This is a genomic window from Mycolicibacterium arseniciresistens (assembly GCF_030519285.1).
Taxonomy (GTDB): domain Bacteria; phylum Actinomycetota; class Actinomycetes; order Mycobacteriales; family Mycobacteriaceae; genus Mycobacterium; species Mycobacterium arseniciresistens.
In genome coordinates, this window is sequence record NZ_JAUMSQ010000039.1 from 16,728 (window position 1) to 33,277 (window position 16,550).

18 protein-coding genes are annotated in these 16,550 nt (G+C 66.2%); 13 read left to right on the forward strand and 5 right to left on the reverse strand.

The features are described from left to right. Positions 1-12: 12 nt before the first annotated feature. Both Q2100_RS08315 and Q2100_RS08320 read right to left on the reverse strand, forming a co-directional pair. Positions 13-522, reverse strand: a complete 510-nt coding sequence (locus tag Q2100_RS08315) for a hypothetical protein (RefSeq protein ID WP_302913629.1) — start codon at positions 520-522, stop codon at positions 13-15. Between the two features lie 206 nt (positions 523-728). Then, positions 729-1,112 carry a hypothetical protein gene (locus tag Q2100_RS08320; protein ID WP_302913630.1) on the reverse strand — a complete coding sequence of 128 codons (384 nt, stop codon included), beginning with the start codon at positions 1,110-1,112 and terminating at the stop codon, positions 729-731. Positions 1,113-1,244: 132 nt separating this feature from the next. Between Q2100_RS08320 and Q2100_RS08325 the strand changes: the two genes are divergently transcribed. From Q2100_RS08325 to Q2100_RS08345, 5 genes are all read left to right on the forward strand, one after another. Beyond that, positions 1,245-2,456 carry a sensor histidine kinase gene (locus Q2100_RS08325; RefSeq protein WP_302913631.1) on the forward strand — a complete coding sequence of 404 codons (1,212 nt, stop codon included), beginning with the start codon at positions 1,245-1,247 and terminating at the stop codon, positions 2,454-2,456. After that, positions 2,453-3,115 carry a response regulator transcription factor gene (locus Q2100_RS08330; protein WP_264014386.1) on the forward strand — a complete coding sequence of 221 codons (663 nt, stop codon included), beginning with the start codon at positions 2,453-2,455 and terminating at the stop codon, positions 3,113-3,115. Before Q2100_RS08325 ends, Q2100_RS08330 begins: the two co-directional genes overlap by 4 nt. A gap of 84 nt (positions 3,116-3,199) precedes the next feature. Continuing rightward, positions 3,200-3,628, forward strand: a complete 429-nt coding sequence (locus Q2100_RS08335; RefSeq protein WP_264014385.1) for a DUF4383 domain-containing protein — start codon at positions 3,200-3,202, stop codon at positions 3,626-3,628. Between the two features lie 132 nt (positions 3,629-3,760). Beyond that, a complete protein-coding gene (locus tag Q2100_RS08340) occupies positions 3,761-4,087 on the forward strand; it encodes a hypothetical protein (RefSeq protein ID WP_302913632.1) in 327 nt (108 codons plus the stop codon). Positions 4,088-4,149: 62 nt separating this feature from the next. Continuing rightward, a complete protein-coding gene (locus Q2100_RS08345; RefSeq protein WP_302913633.1) occupies positions 4,150-4,917 on the forward strand; it encodes an SseB family protein in 768 nt (255 codons plus the stop codon). Positions 4,918-4,965: 48 nt separating this feature from the next. Here the strand turns inward: Q2100_RS08345 and Q2100_RS08350 are convergent, their stop codons facing one another. Further along, positions 4,966-6,186 carry an oxygenase MpaB family protein gene (locus tag Q2100_RS08350; protein WP_302913634.1) on the reverse strand — a complete coding sequence of 407 codons (1,221 nt, stop codon included), beginning with the start codon at positions 6,184-6,186 and terminating at the stop codon, positions 4,966-4,968. A gap of 69 nt (positions 6,187-6,255) precedes the next feature. Between Q2100_RS08350 and Q2100_RS08355 the strand changes: the two genes are divergently transcribed. Beyond that, positions 6,256-6,888, forward strand: a complete 633-nt coding sequence (locus tag Q2100_RS08355; RefSeq protein ID WP_302913635.1) for a TetR/AcrR family transcriptional regulator — start codon at positions 6,256-6,258, stop codon at positions 6,886-6,888. 13 nt (positions 6,889-6,901) lie between these two features. Here the strand turns inward: Q2100_RS08355 and Q2100_RS08360 are convergent, their stop codons facing one another. After that, complete coding sequence (locus Q2100_RS08360) at positions 6,902-7,912, reverse strand: sigma-70 family RNA polymerase sigma factor (protein WP_302913636.1); 1,011 nt, start codon at positions 7,910-7,912, stop codon at positions 6,902-6,904. Positions 7,913-8,076: 164 nt separating this feature from the next. Here Q2100_RS08360 and Q2100_RS08365 point away from each other — a divergent pair, with 164 nt between their 5' ends. From Q2100_RS08365 to Q2100_RS08375, 3 genes are all read left to right on the forward strand, one after another. Beyond that, on the forward strand, positions 8,077-8,802 hold the full coding sequence (locus tag Q2100_RS08365) for an SDR family NAD(P)-dependent oxidoreductase (protein ID WP_302913637.1): 726 nt from the start codon (positions 8,077-8,079) through the stop codon (positions 8,800-8,802). A gap of 111 nt (positions 8,803-8,913) precedes the next feature. Further along, a complete protein-coding gene (locus Q2100_RS08370) occupies positions 8,914-9,663 on the forward strand; it encodes a DUF899 domain-containing protein (RefSeq protein WP_302913638.1) in 750 nt (249 codons plus the stop codon). After that, positions 9,660-10,097, forward strand: coding sequence for a hypothetical protein (locus tag Q2100_RS08375; protein ID WP_302913639.1), 438 nt, complete (start codon positions 9,660-9,662; stop codon positions 10,095-10,097). The genes Q2100_RS08370 and Q2100_RS08375 overlap by 4 nt, the downstream gene beginning before the upstream one ends. Positions 10,098-10,615: 518 nt before the next feature. Here Q2100_RS08375 and Q2100_RS08380 read toward each other — a convergent pair. Further along, the gene (locus Q2100_RS08380) at positions 10,616-12,445 is read right to left on the reverse strand and encodes a hypothetical protein (protein WP_302913640.1); all 1,830 of its coding nucleotides are present in this window, start codon (positions 12,443-12,445) and stop codon (positions 10,616-10,618) included. Positions 12,446-13,469: 1,024 nt separating this feature from the next. Between Q2100_RS08380 and Q2100_RS08385 the strand changes: the two genes are divergently transcribed. From Q2100_RS08385 to Q2100_RS08400, 4 genes are all read left to right on the forward strand, one after another. Beyond that, on the forward strand, positions 13,470-14,585 hold the full coding sequence (locus tag Q2100_RS08385) for a sigma-70 family RNA polymerase sigma factor (RefSeq protein ID WP_302913641.1): 1,116 nt from the start codon (positions 13,470-13,472) through the stop codon (positions 14,583-14,585). A 156-nt stretch (positions 14,586-14,741) separates the two neighbouring features. Beyond that, positions 14,742-15,077 carry a helix-turn-helix domain-containing protein gene (locus Q2100_RS08390; protein WP_302913642.1) on the forward strand — a complete coding sequence of 112 codons (336 nt, stop codon included), beginning with the start codon at positions 14,742-14,744 and terminating at the stop codon, positions 15,075-15,077. A 15-nt stretch (positions 15,078-15,092) separates the two neighbouring features. Further along, the gene (locus Q2100_RS08395) at positions 15,093-15,914 is read left to right on the forward strand and encodes an ImmA/IrrE family metallo-endopeptidase (protein WP_302913643.1); all 822 of its coding nucleotides are present in this window, start codon (positions 15,093-15,095) and stop codon (positions 15,912-15,914) included. Further along, positions 15,911-16,525, forward strand: coding sequence for a PIN domain-containing protein (locus Q2100_RS08400; protein ID WP_302913644.1), 615 nt, complete (start codon positions 15,911-15,913; stop codon positions 16,523-16,525). Before Q2100_RS08395 ends, Q2100_RS08400 begins: the two co-directional genes overlap by 4 nt. Positions 16,526-16,550 lie beyond the last annotated feature (25 nt).

The following is a 16,550-nucleotide window of genomic DNA, read 5'->3' on the forward strand; positions in this document are numbered from 1 at the left end:
TCACTCGGCGCTTCACCGCGGTGCCGGGGCATCGGTGGCGCCGGCGCGCACGAATTCGACCATCGGTTCGCGCTTGATGACGGTGCTGCCCGCGGTGATCAGCAGCTCGGTGGGTGAGACGGCGTAGCGCACATCGTCGTTGCGCGCGACGAATCCCCGCGCGGCGGTGCGCTCGGCAGTGGTTCGGAGCATCGCAGAGTCGCTCAACCGGACGCCGAGGTACTCGAGTCGTCCTGCGGCGGCGGTGCAGATCACCACCAGCGACCGTGGAGTGCGGCCGATCGCCAGCGCGGTCTGGGCTGGGTCACAGCGCGGCCCGCTCTCGGTGAACCCGCGGATGTCCGACGCGGTCGCCGTGCGTGACGGCGGATCGGGCGAGGGGCGGGGCGGCGGCGCCGCCGTCGCCGACGGTGCCGGCCGGGGCCCAATCATCGGCCCCGCCGCCTTCATCGGCCATGTGATCACGAGGCCGGCCAGCACGAGTGCGCCGGCCAGCAGAGCGGTGACCCCGCCGCCGGCCACGCAGCGTCTGACGAACTGCTGCCGATGCGAGGGTGGCTTCCTGTGTCGTCCCCGAGTCCGGTACTGACCTGACGGGGGCGCCAACACAGCGGCCAAGATCGCTCCTGTCGTCCGGGGGTTTCAGACGACCTATTGTGCACACATTCCGGCGCGAGCGGAACCGGGATGAATTGTCACAGTGACGCTTTGACGAGCCGATGTGGAGGTCAGGCGACTGTTCGGCGGCTCGTGTCCGGGCTCGAGTGGATGTCGATGATCCGCTGCTCGCCGCGTTGCAGGCCGCGCATCCGGACCGAGCGCCGGGCCGCGGCGTCGAGCAGCGCGCGCAACCCGGGGTGGCTCGCCGTCAGTTCGGCGTGGGCCTGCTCGGCGGGGAAGTCGTCGTGCACCGCCTGGTCGAGCCGGGCCGCCAGCATCGTCATCCAGCGGTGCCGAAGCGACAGCAGCAGCCCCTCCTCGTCGCCGAAGAGGCGCGTCACCTCGGTGGCACGGTCGTCGTCGAGGTCGAGTGCCCCTTGCGGGTCGACGGTGGCCTGTTCGATGAGATCAGCCATGAAGGCCATGCGTTCGTGCAACTGTGACCATGTCATGTCTCGACGCTACGAACTGGTACGGGCGTACGCGTCGTGCTGCGGGTCGATCGCCTCTGCGACCGTGGTAGGACGACAGATGCCGACCACGGGATGATGTACGCGGGCGACCGACTCTTCTACGATGGCACGATGCCGCGTCAGGCACAGCGCTACTACCTGCGGAGATGCCTCCGCCGCGGGGCCGAGATGATTCCGCTCGGCTACACGTGGCGGTTCGTGATGGCCGTCGACGCCACGATGCTGGGCGTCGGCCTCGTCGCGGCGCTGCAGCGCCCGCTGTCCGATCTGCCGATCGCCGTCGTCGCGCTTGTCGTGTCGCTCACGCCGTGGTTGTTCTTCTTCACGATCGGCCCCAAGTACGAGGGATTCGCGCTGTGCGTCGCATGGACGGCGGCCACCGGAATCTTTCTGTTCGCAACTTCGGGTCCGGTCGCCGACGACTTCGCGCCGCTGCTGCTGGGCCTGATGGTCGGCGTGGTGGGCGCATTGACGGCGATGACGGGCGGATTCCTGGCGGCCTCGGCAGCGGCGGTTCTGCTGCTGGTGGCGTCCGCGTTCGGTCGCGTCGACTCGCTGCCGCTGTACCTGAGTTTCGTCGGGATTGGTTGGCTGGTGGGGTATCTGATGAACGGTCAGAGCCAGCTGCTGATCCAGCAGCAGCAGGCACAGGCCCGGCTCGCCGAGATGGCCGCCGGTGAGGAACGCCGCCGCATCGCCCGCGAGGTGCACGACGTGATCGCCCATTCGCTGTCCATCACCCTGCTGCACGTCACCGGCGCCCGCCGCGGACTGCAGGAGGACCGTGACGTCGACGATGCCGTCGAGGCGCTCGAGCAGGCCGAGCAGCTCGGTCGCCAGGCGATGGCCGACATCCGCCGCACCGTCGGGCTGCTGGACACCGCCACGGTGAAGACGGCGCCCGAACCCGGTGTCGCCGACATCTGCGGCCTGGTCGACGATTTCGCCCGCGCCGGCGTGCAGGTGGATCTCGTCGTCGACGGCCCGCTGGACCGGGTGACCGCCGCCGTCGGCCTGGCGCTGTACCGGATCACCCAGGAGTCGCTGGCGAACGTCGCCAAACACGCCGCGGACGCCCGGTGTCATGTCGCGCTCACCATCACCGCCCACCACGCACTGCTGGCCGTCACCAACGACATCCCGGTCACGGTCGGCGCCGCGTGCCCGGGGGAGGGCCGCGGCATGCAGGGGATGCGCCAGCGCGTCGAACTGCTGGGCGGGCGTATCGACGCCGGACCGTCCGGAGGCGCCTGGTCGGTGCGGGCCGACATCCCGCTGGCCGACGGGAACGCCGGCCGGCCGCCGAGGCATTGCCCACTGTGAGCCACGAGACGGCGGAGATCACCGCACTGCTGGTGGACGACCAGGAATTGGTGCGTTCGGGGTTGCGGCGCATCCTTCGTCGCAAGGACGGCATCGTGGTCGTGGCCGAATGCTCGGACGGCGACGAGGTCCTCGATGCGGTCGAGCAGCACCGGCCCGACGTCGTGGTGATGGATCTGCGGATGAAGCGGGTCGACGGCATCGAGGCCACCCGACTGCTCACCAGCGGCGGTGGGCCACCGGTGCTCGCCCTCACGACGTTCAACGACGACGACCTGCTCTCCGGTGTGTTACGCGCCGGCGCAGCGGGATTCGTGTTGAAGGACTCGTCGGCCGAGGAGCTGATCCACGCCGTGCGCGCCGTTGCCCGGGGTGACAGCTATCTCGATCCGGCGGTGACCTCACGGGTGCTGAACGTGTATCGCGGTGCGGCGCAGTCGCCTCACGAACCGGTCGCCACCGACCTGACGTCCCGCGAACTCGATGTGTTGACGTTGATCGCCCGGGGACGGTCGAACGGTGAGATCGCCGACGAGCTGTTCATCTCCGGTGTGACGGTCAAGAGTCACATCGGCCGTATCTTCTTCAAGCTCGGTCTGCGCGACCGGGCGGCGGCGATCGTCTATGCCTACGACCACGGGATCGTTTCCCCGAACTGACCTCTCCAAGTGCTTCCGGTCAGGGCATTGGCAGCGACTACTACAGCGCGTAGTATCCGATTCAGAGGGCAGGGGAGGCGCGCCATGCGGTGGAGTTTCGCTCAAGTCGGATTGCTGATCATCTGTGTGCTGCACCTGATCCAGGCGGTCATCGGCTTCATCGCCGAACCCAGCTTCGCGACCGGACCGGGCGCGCCGACCGTTCAGATCCTCGGGATGGACTACAACGGCTGGCACGCGCTCGCCGGCGTCGCGCTGTTCGGGCCCGGGCTGGTGTTCGCGATGCGCAAGTCTTGGTCGGTGCTGTACCTGCTCGTCGGCGCGGTGGCCGCTGGGCTGCCGGGGATTTGGGCGTTCTTCTCCCAGCAGGTCGCCTACGTCTTCACATTCCCGAACAACGTGACCGACGCGGTGATTCACGTGGTGACCGCCACGGTGATGATCGGGGTCGCCGCGGTGCAGATCGTGCTCGACGGCGGCATCAGGAAATCGCTGGCGGACCTGCGGGGCTGAGCGGTTGTCGTGAGTAGTCGACGGCCTGCGAGCCGCCTAAATCGAGTGCCGTACTACTCGCAGCCGCGATACGAATCGGCGAGACGATCGATTCCTGGGTGACACCACCCGGAAGCGAGGAAGGGAAGCGCCATGAACCAGATTTCGATCGTCTGCACCGCAGCCGTCGGCGCCGTGGTCATTCTTGCCGGCTCGGCAGTGGCGCACGCCAACCCGGCGACACCCATGCCGGTCATCGAGTCGTCGGCAGAGCAGCTGTGCAGCGCCATCAACGCCGATCCCACCGAAGACGGGGTGTTCGGCGGGATGGCCGACCTGGTCGACGGACGCCTCGACGAGATGGACGGGGCGTTGGTGTTGCTGACCGCTGTTCACCACGTCTGCCCGCAGCACGAGGACCTGATGATGAGCGTCATCGACCCGATGGCGGCTGAGGAGATCTGCGGCAAGCCCGCATAGGTGACGTCGTGTAGACGGAATCTGTGCTGAGGTCACACTGCGCGGTGGCGGATACTTGTGCGATGAGGTTGGTCGACAATCGCGCCGTGCGGCACGCGGTGGCAGCGTTCGCCGCCGAGCCGGGGCCGCGGCGTGCGTTGGAGGTGTTGCGCCAGTGCATGTCCGGCGAATTGCTACTTGATATCACCGGCTCCGACGCGCCGGCCGATGCCATGTTCACCGCGGGGTCCCGCCTTCAGATCCGTGGCGGTGCGGGCCCTGACGGGCGCCGCGCCCTGTTCGCGTTCACCAGCAATGAGCAGATCGCGCGACTGCATCCGCCAGGCACTCGGACGCAGTCGATGGTCACCCCGGCAGTTGGCGCCTTGGAGCTTGCGCGACAGCAGGGGGATGGGTGGGTGTACCTCGACCCAGCGGGTCCGACGTGTGCGTTGGCCGCGGGTGAGGTCGACTTCGCGCTGCGCAATCCGCGCAATGGCCCGTTGAAGGACGCCCTCGTGAGGTTCGCCGCCCGACAGGCAGAGCGCCGCAGCGTGGTGGACGTGCTGCGTGAGGATGGGCCGCTGCTGCTGGCCGCTGATGATCGGAGTGTGCCGGGCAAGATCGGTGTCCGGTCAACGACCATTGCCGATGGGTCTTCGGCGCTGTTGGGTTTCACCAGTGCGCCGGAGGTGGTCGCCTACAGCCCCTCCGATGCGGTAGCCGCGATGTCGGTTTCAGCGGTGTTGCGCAAGATGCGGTCAGATGGATACGGCGGCTTGGTGATCGATCCGGCAGGGCCGTGGATCGCGCTGCCGCGCAGCGAGATCGATGGCGCGTTGCGTGCGTAGGGTATCGGCCGATCATCGTCGCCGTCCCCAACGGGGGCATTGCTCCGGTCAGGCCACCCGGCTCACATGTGTGGCCGACTCGCCGATAGTCGCCTCGTCGTCACCGATCATGATGCGCAGCAACGCCTTCTGTTCCCGGTAGCCGCGCTGCGCCGCCCGGTCGAGCCCGCCACGTCGGGTCAGCGCCGCCACGCTTCGCGTGAGGTTGACCGGCAACCTCATGGCCGGATACCAGGGCGGCACATACGCAGGCAGGCCGAGGGACCGCATCGCCCGTGGGCCCAGGTAAGCGCTGGTCACCGACAGGTGCTGGGCGCGCGCCAGCCGACGGCGCAGCGACGCCAGCAGGGGATAGTTCCATTGCAGCGGGTCCTCGGCCATCGGCATCGCCAACTGCTTCGTCGACTCGTCGGGCTCCGACAGCGCCGCCACGGTGTGGTACAGCACCCGGATGCCGTCGCGGAAGTCGCGCGGCAACCAGGCGTCGTCCACTCCGAGCAGCCACCCGACGTACCGGGTCAGGTGCGCAATGGCGTCATATTCTCTGGGCGACAACACAAGTCCCATCGCCAGTCCGCCCGCCGACGGCGCGATCAGCGCGCCGACCAGCGTCGCGGCCATGTCCGTCTGGTTGACCGGCAGGCCCCATTCGTCGCCCCGCCAGTCCGGCATCGCCGCGACGTGACGGCGTACGAACGCATGGATCAGCCGTACCCGCAGCGTCGACCGGTAGCCGACCCCTTGCGGCGCCAGACCGCCCTCGACGAAGGTGTCCATCGCCCACTGCATGGTCTCGGCGAATCGCCTGTTCGACCCCTTCTCCAGCGCGCCCGTCCGGAGCAGCGTCTTGTTGAAGCCGGAGAACTGGTAACCGCCGAGCAGCGACACATCACGCGCGATGTACATGCCGTCGGCCCCGCCGCGGCGCATCGCCCGCTGCCCGATGCGCAGCAGCTCCCAGTCGACCCACGCCGGCGCCGTCTCGACCTCGGTGAAGAACGCGCGCAGAGCTTCTGGCGCGTCGGCCACGCTGTCGATGCCCGACGTCAGCGCGCGGTCGAACAGTGGCCGCAGCTGCTCCATCCCGGTGGCCGACATCCAGCCGACCAGGCGGTCCATCGGCTCGTCGCCGACGGTGAGGTGCTCGCCGAGCCTCTGCCAGCGCTCGGCGGATGGAGGCTCGACGCCCAGCAGGTTCGCGAACAGCCGGACGGCGGCCGGGACCGGACCGGGCGTCGACGGATGGCGGGCGGGCACGGAATGGTTCATCGCAACGCTCCTCGAGCACTTCTGATAACAGCCGTTGTCCAAAACTAGATCGCAGGTAGGGTCGTGTCAATGAAGCGCGCGGAGGTGGTGCGTGACTACGGCGGCGTGAGCGCGGACGACCGCCGCACCGAACGACGTCAGAAGCTGATCGCCGCCGCCCGCCAGATCTGGGGCACGTCCGGCGTCGCCGACGTGACGGTGCGCGGGGTGTGCAGCGCCGCGGGGCTGACCACGCGCTACTTCTACGAGCAATTCCCGAACCGGGACGCGATCGTGTTCGCGGTCGTCGACGAGGTGCGTGCCGAGCTGCTCGCGGCGTTGGTCGAGGCCGGGGTGGGCGATCCCGGCACCCTTGCCGACAAGCTCACTTCGGCACTGACGGCGTTTCTGGAGATCATCGCCGCGGACCCGCGCGTCCATCGCATCGCGACCGGCGACGTCAGCGCCGTCCCGGGTCTTCCCGAACACCGTGCGGGAATCCTCGACCAGATCGCCTCCCTGATCGTCGAACTCGCCCCCGAGGTCCTCGGCGCCGAGACACCGAGTGCGGACGCGTTGCGCCGAGGGGCGCTGTTCATGGTCGGCGGTGCCAACCACCTCATCGAGACGTGGCTCAGCGACCCGAAGGAGACGCCTGCCGAACTCGCGGCGATCGCCGCCGGACTGTGCGTCGCCGTCGTCGAACGAATGCGAGCTGATTGAGATGTGCCATACCTCAGCTGGGAAGCGATCGTGGTAGCCCGAACGATGGCAGCACGTCGTTGTCGAAGCGGGTCAAAGCGCAGATCCGGTCGCCCGAGACGGTGAGGACCAGCAGGCCCGCCCCGTGGCGGATGCCGCCGGTGGGGGTGCGGAGGTAGACCCCGAACGCCAGCTGGCCATTGGCACGCGTCGGCACCAGGTGATATCTCGGCCCACGGCCGAAGATGCTGGCGTAGAAGCGTGCCACGACGTCGCGGCCGTGGTATTCGAGCGGAATTGGTGGCATGGACACGGAGACGTCAGCGGTGAGCAAAGCGACCAGCTCGTCGACATCACCAGACTCGTACGCGCGGACGAACTTTGCCACCAGCACCCGCTCGGCGGGGGAGTCGATTGCGCGAGGTGGCGCCTCCTCGCCGCTCGGCGGTAGGCGCCGCTGCAGCGTGGCACGGGCCCGTTTGAGCGCGCTGTTGACCGAGTCGACGGTTGCGCCCAGCATGTCGGCTACCTCGTCGGCGCGGTATCCGAGTACCTCGCGCAGGACGAGCACCGCCCGCTGGCGGGCGGGCAGGATTTGCAGCGCGGTCACGTAGGCAAGGGAAATGGCTTCGGTCTGCTCGTAGCGAGCCTCCGGACCCAGCGGGGTGTCGGCCGTGCCTTCGAGGAGTGCGTCGGGAAAAGGTTCTAGCCAGACGATTTCGCCGAGCCGACTCGGTGCTGGAAGTTCGATGTCAGGGATGTTCCACTCCTTGGCCGGGCGGCGTTTGGCCGAGCGAAGCGCGTCAAGACACCGGTTCGTTGCGATTCGGTAGAGCCAGGTGCGGATCGAGGCGCGCCCCTCGAACCGTTCGAGCCCCTGCCAGGCGGACAGCAGCGTGTCCTGCAGGGCGTCCTCGGCGTCCTGGAAAGACCCGAGCATCCGGTAGCAGTGCACCAGCAACTCTCGGCGGTACGGCTCGGTCAGCGTCCGAAACGCGTCGCCGTCTCCGGCCCGCGCCCTCGTGATCAGCTCGGTTGTCACCACGCGTCACCACTTCGCCCTCGCATCACGGCACTTCCTCTGATTGTGGGCCTACACGAGTATCGACGCCGGCCGGACCGCCAACTGGGCGCACAATCCGCGCCCAATTTCTCAAAGTCGCCGCGCCTACATCTTCGACAGTTCGAGATCCATCAGTAGGAGGACGCATGACCATCGCAGACAAGGCGGTTCTGGTGACCGGGGCCAACCGCGGAATCGGACGGGCACTCATCGAGGAGGCCCTGACGAGAGACGCGAAACGGGTGTACGCCGCCGCGCGTCGGCCCATGACGCACCCGGATCGGCGCGTCACACCCCTGACTCTGGACGTGACCAACGCCGCGCAGATCCGCAGGGCCGTCGATGATGTCGAATCTCTCGACATCCTCATCAACAACGCCGGCCTGGCGCTTTACGACGACTTGAGCGATCCCGCCGCGCTGGAACAGCAACTCGCTGTCAATCTCTTCGGCACGTACGGCGTGACCCGGGCTTTCCTGCCGATGCTGATTCGTTCGCGCGGAGCGATCGTAAACGTGGGATCGGTGACGGCCCTCGCCGCCCTGCCGGTCATACCGGCCTACTCGATCTCAAAGGCAGCCGTGTTCAACCTGACGCAATCGCTGCGTGCTCTCTTGGCAGGTCAGGGTGTGAGCGTCCACGCCGTTCTAGCCGGCCCGGTGGACACGGACATGTCCCGAGACCTCGACATTCCGAAGGCCTCCCCGGAGTCCGTTGCACGCGCCATCGTGGATGGACTGCAGATCGGGGAGGAGGACATCTTCCCCGATCCGATGTCGCAGTCAATGGCCGAGAGCTGGCGCAGCAGTGCGGCCAAAGGGCTCGAGCGTCAATTCGCGGCACTCGTCAAAGCACAGCCAGTCACGCCGTGATCAGGCCGCGCGGAGAAAGTCGGCCCTGTCTCCAGCGCCCAGTTCGTGCATCGGCCGCCGTCAATACAGACAGACAGGCGAAATCTTGAGAACCGAAAGGCAGAAACCGTGATGAACACACCACCGATCGTGTCGGCGCAGGAGTGGGAGGCTGCACACCAGCAGTTGCTCGTCAAAGAGAAGGAGGCCCTGCGCGCCCGAGACGCGCTGGCCGCCTCGCGTCGACGGATGCCATGGCTGCCCGTGGAAAAGCACTACGAGTTCGACGGGACCAATGGCCGGGCCACCCTGCACGACCTGTTCGACGGACGCCGTCAGCTGATCGTCTACCGCGCCTTCTTCGAACCCGGCGTGCACGGATGGCCCGACCATGCCTGCCGCGGCTGCTCCATGGTTGCCGACAACATCGGCCACGTCGCCCACCTGAACGCTCGCGACACCACGCTCGTGCTGGTGTCGCGCGCACCGCAGGCCGATATCGAGCGGGTGAAGGTGAGGATGGGCTGGCGGATGCCGTGGTATTCGCTCACCGACGACTTCGACGTCGACTTCGGTGTCGATCAATGGCACGGAACCAACGCGTTCGTCCGCGATGGCGACACTGTGTTCCGCACCTACTTCATCAACAACCGCGGCGACGAGTCCTTGGGCAGCACGTGGAGTTACCTCGACATCACCGCCCTCGGGCGTCAGGAGAACTGGGAAGACTCACCGGACGGCTACCCGCAGACTCCGCCCTATGAGTGGTGGAACTGGCACGACGAATACGGTGACCCCGCGTCGTCGTCCGAGGAATGGAAGCGACGGTCAGCCGCAGCCCAGGACCTGCTGCGAAAGGATCCGAAGGCCGTCGCCACGTGATCGGCCGCGCCACCGTGTTCGGGCGGAGAGCGTGTGCAGCACTGGCGGCGTGTTCAGCTGTGCTGCATGGCTTCTCGCTTACGAACACGACGAGCACCGCGGCGACCGCACTGACTGTGGTGATGCTCGCCGCGTGTCTGTTCTGCGCGCGTGACCTTTGGGCTCGCGGCACGCTGCGGGCCTGGGTCCTGGTTGCGCTGATGAACCTTGCCATGATCGCCAGCCATACGCCTGTATCGGCGACGCATCACCACGGGGGCGGTGTCGACGCAGATGCGGCCGTTCAGCATTCCACGGTCATGACCCTGGCTACCGCCATCGCGGCAGTCGAGGTCGTCATCAGCGCTGCGGTGCTGTATTACCGGACTCGCGCAATTCAGCCTACAAGTGAGAGCGTCGACGACCGACGGCTCGATGGCTGGCAAGGGGGCTAGAGGATGCCGGCCTCCGCGGTGACCGGATGGCATTCGCGGGTCGGTGGGCCCGAACACCGATCGGCACCTCGGACGTTGCCGTCAAGGAACCCCCTGCGCAGCACCGTTATTCGTCACAGTGACGAATGACAGTCAATGAGAAGCGGGGCAGCGTGCGGGTAAATTGGAGGGGTTTTGATGGTGGCATTCGCGGCACGCTTCCTACGGGGCGCGGCTTCACGTCGCGACTTGATGTGGCGGGGGGCGCCACCACATCAAGTCGGCGCAGCGGACGATGATGATCTCGGCCGTCGCGTCTATTCGCCGCCGGCTGGAGGATGATGGCAGTGCTGTGCGCTGTCCGATCCGGAACTAGTTGAGAGCCCTGCAGTGCTCTGAGCTGGGCGCTCTCAGGTCGTCGCGGAGTGATGTTGACTCGGGTCGTCCGCTACGACATGCCAGCGCCGGATAGTCCAGAAAAACGTGAGAATGCCGGGCAGAGAAGACCCGTTCGCTTCGATCGCCCGGATCTGGGCCTGCTATTGCGCCCCTTCGGCATCGTTGAAGAGGCGCTGGGCGTGGGTGTGAATCGCCTGTAGGAACTTGGTTCCGACGGTCTGATCGTGCGCAGGCATGGGATGGCCGAGGGTGAACGTCTCGTCGATGAAGTCGGTCAGAGACCTCGGCAGGCCCCGGCCCTGGGTTAGCATCCGGTAGTTGGAGATGCGCCACATGATCAGCAGCTCTATGACCCGACCTCCCTTGCCCTGCTCGGCGATTCCCTCCAGGATCTGCAAGTCGCGCCAGGTGAGGATGGTCGGTGGAAGCACCTTGCTGTTGAACTCGGCAATGAGTGGGATTGCTTTCGCCATGATCAGCCGCTCGGTAAACATGTTCGACGGAATGCCCGCGTTGGGGGTCACGACGAACGGCAGGAACTTCGTGCGGTCCGTGATCAACGCGTTGCCGTCCGTGTCGGCCCATCCGTGCGAGCGGAACTGCCTGGCAGTCGAGGTGAGTTGTCCGAACTTGGTCGCGGCGAACATATTCTGGATTTCATCATGAAGGTCGCTTCCGGCAGCCGAGCGATCGGCAAACTTCTTGGGCAGGCTCCGGTTGTTCGCGTCAATCAGTATCGCGTGGTCGCCTTGGACGAAGGCGTAATCGCAGATTTTCGGGTGCTCACCGCGCCGGTTGCTCCAGGCCGCCTTCATCTCCTCTTCGGTGATGACTACAGCGCCACCGAATCGAGCCTCGTGCGCGGCGATGCGCTGCAGAACAGAGCCGACCCGGCTTTCGTGGATGGCGTTCATCGCGTTCTTGAACTTGTCAGCTCGCTTAGGGTCTGAAACTTTCAGCGCATCATGGACTTTGAGATACAGCAAGTCGCCAAACAGGCGTTGTATGACGTATTGCAGGCGGAGCATCAGCACGGAACCGTCGTTGAGCCGCAGAAAGGGGAATTCCTGCAAGGTGTACCGCGCCCACGGTGTGGCCGCATTGCTCATCCGCTCATCGGCAAGACGATCCCGCAGCTCAGACAGCGACAGCGTGCATTGCCGCCGGAACGTTTCAATCGTGTTGGGGCTCAAACCGGTAGCGTCGATAAGCCCTGCGTCGAATCCAACCTGTCCGTCATTTCGGGCAGCGTTCCAGAAGAACCACGCCAGGGCTACGAAGTCATCGAGCTGCACGCCGGTAACCTCAGCGAAGAGGTCGGCCGGGCTAGCGCCCAGAGCGTCGACGACCTTTTGCGGGGTGCCAGGTGCCCATCCACTACGCCAGATCTCCTGCACCGAACAGGCAAGAGTTTCCAGAGTGTCGGTGTAATCGAAAAGCCCCTGAGCTACAAAGTCCAGTGAGAGTTCATCGGCGTCTGCCCTAAGGGCTTCTATGTCTACCCCGGACGGGTTGGTCGCCCGTGCCATCACGGCAGGGTCGACGCGATCGTTGTCCTGATTGATTCCCAGTACGCATCGGGTCAAGTCGCCCGCCGTCAACTCCACCATGGAGTCCTCGGCGGCATACTGCACGATCTCCTTGATGCACGTGATTAGGCCCACGTTGGTGAAGACCGTGCGCCCTCGCGACATCTGACGGGCCAACGGCTTCTGTAGATCGCCGACGCATCCGTTGATGAACTGACGTTCGATCGTGGATCGAGTTTCGGCGATAGCCGCGAGGTCAAAGTCGGCGAAGAGACCGGCAACCACCGTCAAAGCCGGAAGGGCGCCGACGCAGCGCCAGACGGCGCGGCGAGCGGAAGCCCCCATTGGACTATCGAGTATTTCGGAGGCGACAACTACGGGTGGTGGTCCGGCGAATCGGCCGAGGTTGAACGGCGCACCACCATTCAGAGGAGCGGGCATCGAACCTCCTTCGGGTGTTGAGGTGCCGTCCGGTCACGCCGCAGGCTACCGCCAAAGTGTAGTACGTACGTTCGAATACAGTAGTAGTGTGCGCCGTCACGTCACGCTGCGACTGGTCGAGCGTCAGGCCGACGTTCACACGCATGGTGCGCAGCGCGGTTTGGCGTTCGACGAGGACGGCGCCGAGTTCGTCGAGCTCTGCACTCCGGGCGACGTCCACGCGGCACAACACGCGTCCCGACACGCCGGGTGCCGTCGCTGTCGGCTGCGACAATAAAGTTCGGCGCGACTTTTTGTTGCAGGGCGAGGTGCATGCGACCTGGACGGAAACCCGTCAGCGTGATGCGCGTCACTCTGTTGCCGTTTTGGGCTGCTGAGCCCCCTTCCAGATAGGACCCGCGACAGGTGCGGGCATTACCGCAGGAGGGACAACACATGAGCGAGGTCAACGACCCCGACGCCGAGCACGACGACGGATCGACTGTCCCCGACGCGGAGGCGCTGTCCGCAGCGGTCCGCGCCGCAGTCGCCGACGTGATCAGCGGGGCGGGCAGTCCGATAGCCCAGGCCGTGAGCGACAACATCCGCAGCATCGCTACCGACGCGTTACAGGGCCTTCCCGGCGGTGTCGCCGACGCGATCGGTGCCAGCAGCGTCCTTCAGGACTCGATCCGGCACCTGCACACCTGCACCCCGCTCGAGGGCAGCCTGAGTAGCAGCGCCCGCAGCGCCATAGAAGCGGTCTCCCGCGGGGCCGCCGCCTCGATGAAGAGCCCGCTCGGCGGGTTAGCTCCCGAGATCTTGGGCGGGCACCGCAGCATCACCGACCTGATCACTGCCACCACTCCGGGCTGCACCTCGCCGCTGGACCACCTCCAGCAGCGCCAGGGCGACATCGGCGTCGGCGTCGGCGTCGGCGTCGGCCGTAGCCTGCAGCCCACCATCGACAGGTTGTCGTCCATCCAGTCCGTCATCGGTAACCGGCTGCAGCAGTACGACTACGGAATCCAAGCAGCTGCCCGGGATGCAGTCGGCCATCGACGCACTGACCCGCCACGAATCGACCTTCGCGAAGGCGATGCAGCAGTACGACACCGCGATCGGCCACCTCTACGGGGTGCAGTCCAGCGTGATGAACGCCCTGACCCGGCATGAGCCGACCTTCACCAAGGCGCTGCGGCAGTACGACCACCGGCTCGGGCAGCTCACGGGGGCACGCGCCGCGATCGAGGCGCTGACTGCCGACTGGCAGGCCAGCGGGCCGGGCCGGTTCGCGCTCGGCTATCTCGGCGGCGGCCGCGGCGCGTTCACCGACCTGCTGGGGATGCAGGACTACGGCTCGTCGATGGCCGAGCTGATGCGCGATACCCAGCACAGCGTCCACGAATTCATGCGGCAGCGGTCGCTGATGCCGGGCCCCGCCCCCTGGATGCGTGACCTCCACATCCCGGCCGAGTCGATTGCAGAGATGCTGCGGTCCTGGTGGCCAGCCGCCGACCGCGGGTTCTACGCGGCGCGGGTCGCGCTTCGGGCCGCGCTGAAGGTGGTGCGCCTGCTGACCACCAACGATCCTGGGGCGCGGGATGCTGTCCAGCAATTCGTCGTCGACTGGCTAGGGTTCCGGCGCAGCTCCCACGATCTGGTGACCTCGGCAACCCTGGTGCTGCTCAACGTGCCGTTGTGGCTGCCGACCGGCGCGGTGCCGCTGGACTTCGATCCGCGGCCGAAGCTTCGGAAACTGACGCTGGCCGAGCACCGCGCCGTGACCCGATTGAGCACCGACCCGAAGCTCCGCTTCCAAAAGCAGCCGCTGCTGTCTCTGGAACAGCCGGTGAAGTTGACCGACAGCGACACCACGCCGACGTCTCTGCGCGAGCTGCTGCCCGACTGGGCCGCGCCAGACCCCTCCGCCGTCGCCGAGCGCGAGTTCAGCGACCCCCGGATCGCCCGGGTGTGGCGGCGGTTGAACCCGCGCGAGCGGGAGATCCTCCGCGTGAAGGCACAGCCGCGAGTCACCTGGGCGTCGGCCGCGGTGGAATGCGGCGGCCCGCCGAACGAGGGGGAGAAGCTGCGCCGCAAGGTCAACCGGCTGGCCAAGACGGACAGCGGCCCTCAGTCACCCATCGCCGAGGCGGGCTGACCGGTGAGTCAGTACATCCATCCGCGCATCGCGCCGGGCAGCATCCGACAGACTAAGCACGATCGGGTCCGATGGGCGTCGCCGTTCTCGGCAACTCGTCGGGACGGCAAGCTACACTTGAATCATATTTAGGAATCTGATTCAGGAGGTGTTTCCATGACAGCGACACAGATGGCCGCGGCGATCGAGAGCGCCCGCGAAGCAGCTCACCTGTCCCAACGGGCACTTGAAGATCGCACGGGGATTTCGCAATCGACTTTGTGCCGCATCCTTTCCGGCAGACGGCCGGCGAAAATGACCGAGATCATCCAGATCGCTGATGCTCTTGGCTGCACCGTGGCGCAGCTGACCGGGACGGCTGTCGCCGATCGGGTGCAGTGCGCGGCGCGATCAACGAACGGATCGGCTATGGAAAAGATGCGTCAGCGACTGCTGCACTTCATTGAGCTCGACGCTTACCTGGACGATCAGGCAATCCCCGCCGCTAGATGACAGCCTGGTCGAGCAATGTCAGCTGAGCATGAGGCCGCGGCCGCGGCCGCGAGTTTCCGCAGCGACCATCACCTGGGAATTCAACCCCTCGGTGACCTAGTAGCACTCATCGAGAGGACCACCGGCCACGACGTCGCCGTACTCGAAGCAGGCCCGGACGAACACGGTCTGACCATGCGCGACCCCACTCGTCAGGCTGTCTTCATCGCCGTGGCGCGCAGCTGCAACCCCATGCGGCAGCGCAGCACGCTGGCCCACGAACTGGCCCACGTCCTCTTCAGCGACTGGACCGGCGCCGAAGACCTCGACCGCCGTTCCCCAGCAGAGGTCCGGGCCGACGCCTTCGCCCGACACCTGCTGATTCCCGGCGAGGGCCTCAAAGTGTTCCTTTCGCACTCCCGTGACGTAGCCGAGGCTGACCTTTCCGCCGTGGTGCAGTGGTTCCTCGTGTCCCCGGCTCTTGCCGCTATCGCCCTGTACCACTGGGACTACATCGACGCCATCACCAAAGACCACTGGATGCAGCTTTCGACGCCTCAACTGGCGACCCGCTACGGCTGGACGGACCAGTATCGATCGCTGCAAAACGACGCCAATCGCACGCGTTCCCCTCAGCGCCTGCTTGCCCGCGCCGTGGCCGGTTACCGCGAAGGAGTCGTATCGGCACAGACTTTGGCCACATTGCGGGGAGTCAGCGTCGAAGAGGTGGACGAAGAACTCACTGAAGCCGGAGTCGTCCCCATCGAACACCAACCGCCTTGGATGACCGCAGCCGACCTGCCCCCAGTGACCGTCGACCTCAGCGACCTGGACGACGACGGCATGCCTACCGTATGAACCCGCGCCCCATCATGGACGCCGGACCCGGCCTCAACTTCCTCTCCGTAAACAAGGAACGTCTGCTCTTTGCTACCGTCGGGCCTCTGAGCGTCCCCGAAGCAGTCGAAACAGAGATCCTGCGCAAAGCCCGCCAAGATCAGCGCTTTGCGCCTGCCGAACGCGTATGGAAAAAGCTTCCCGAACATCTGATGAGAGTGCTCTGCGACGACGTGACCGCTCAACTGTCCGCGGCCGTCTACCGTATCAGCGGCGTCCCGCTCGCCCAACGCGCCCGGACCGGGAAAGACCTCGGCGAGATCATGGTCCTCGCCCACGCCGCCGTGGCCGCCGAGACCGGAGAACACGTCACCGTCCTGATCGATGAAGGCTTCGGCTGCCAGCTCGCCACGACTGAAGCTCGTCGTTTGCAACGCCTCCAGGTCAGCGGCCGGGCCGTAGGCAGCATCCACATGATCCACACCACCACGGTTCTCGAACGCGCCGCCGGTGGCGAACACCTGCCCACCAAAGAATCCATGCGAGACCTTTACGGCCGGTTACGCAAGCTCGATGACGGCCTGCCGCCATTGGCCAATACCAACCTCATGTACCTCCCATGCTGGCAGTAGCCGGAACGTTCGCCGTGCCGCCTGG

What these genes read in the sequence shown, in the direction of transcription:
- Q2100_RS08325 (WP_302913631.1), top strand. Translation starts at nt 1,245, where the DNA reads ATGCCGCGTCAGGCACAGCGCTACTACCTGCGGAGATGCCTCCGCCGC.
- Q2100_RS08345 (WP_302913633.1), top strand. Translation starts at nt 4,150, where the DNA reads ATGAGGTTGGTCGACAATCGCGCCGTGCGGCACGCGGTGGCAGCGTTC.
- Q2100_RS08370 (WP_302913638.1), top strand. Translation starts at nt 8,914, where the DNA reads ATGAACACACCACCGATCGTGTCGGCGCAGGAGTGGGAGGCTGCACAC.
- Q2100_RS08390 (WP_302913642.1), top strand. Translation starts at nt 14,742, where the DNA reads ATGACAGCGACACAGATGGCCGCGGCGATCGAGAGCGCCCGCGAAGCA.
- Q2100_RS08365 (WP_302913637.1), top strand. Translation starts at nt 8,077, where the DNA reads ATGACCATCGCAGACAAGGCGGTTCTGGTGACCGGGGCCAACCGCGGA.
- Q2100_RS08350 (WP_302913634.1), bottom strand. Translation starts at nt 6,186, where the DNA reads ATGAACCATTCCGTGCCCGCCCGCCATCCGTCGACGCCCGGTCCGGTC.
- Q2100_RS08395 (WP_302913643.1), top strand. Translation starts at nt 15,093, where the DNA reads ATGTCAGCTGAGCATGAGGCCGCGGCCGCGGCCGCGAGTTTCCGCAGC.
- Q2100_RS08385 (WP_302913641.1), top strand. Translation starts at nt 13,470, where the DNA reads ATGCAGTCGGCCATCGACGCACTGACCCGCCACGAATCGACCTTCGCG.
- Q2100_RS08320 (WP_302913630.1), bottom strand. Translation starts at nt 1,112, where the DNA reads ATGACATGGTCACAGTTGCACGAACGCATGGCCTTCATGGCTGATCTC.
- Q2100_RS08335 (WP_264014385.1), top strand. Translation starts at nt 3,200, where the DNA reads ATGCGGTGGAGTTTCGCTCAAGTCGGATTGCTGATCATCTGTGTGCTG.
- Q2100_RS08355 (WP_302913635.1), top strand. Translation starts at nt 6,256, where the DNA reads ATGAAGCGCGCGGAGGTGGTGCGTGACTACGGCGGCGTGAGCGCGGAC.
- Q2100_RS08380 (WP_302913640.1), bottom strand. Translation starts at nt 12,445, where the DNA reads ATGCCCGCTCCTCTGAATGGTGGTGCGCCGTTCAACCTCGGCCGATTC.
- Q2100_RS08340 (WP_302913632.1), top strand. Translation starts at nt 3,761, where the DNA reads ATGAACCAGATTTCGATCGTCTGCACCGCAGCCGTCGGCGCCGTGGTC.
- Q2100_RS08400 (WP_302913644.1), top strand. Translation starts at nt 15,911, where the DNA reads ATGAACCCGCGCCCCATCATGGACGCCGGACCCGGCCTCAACTTCCTC.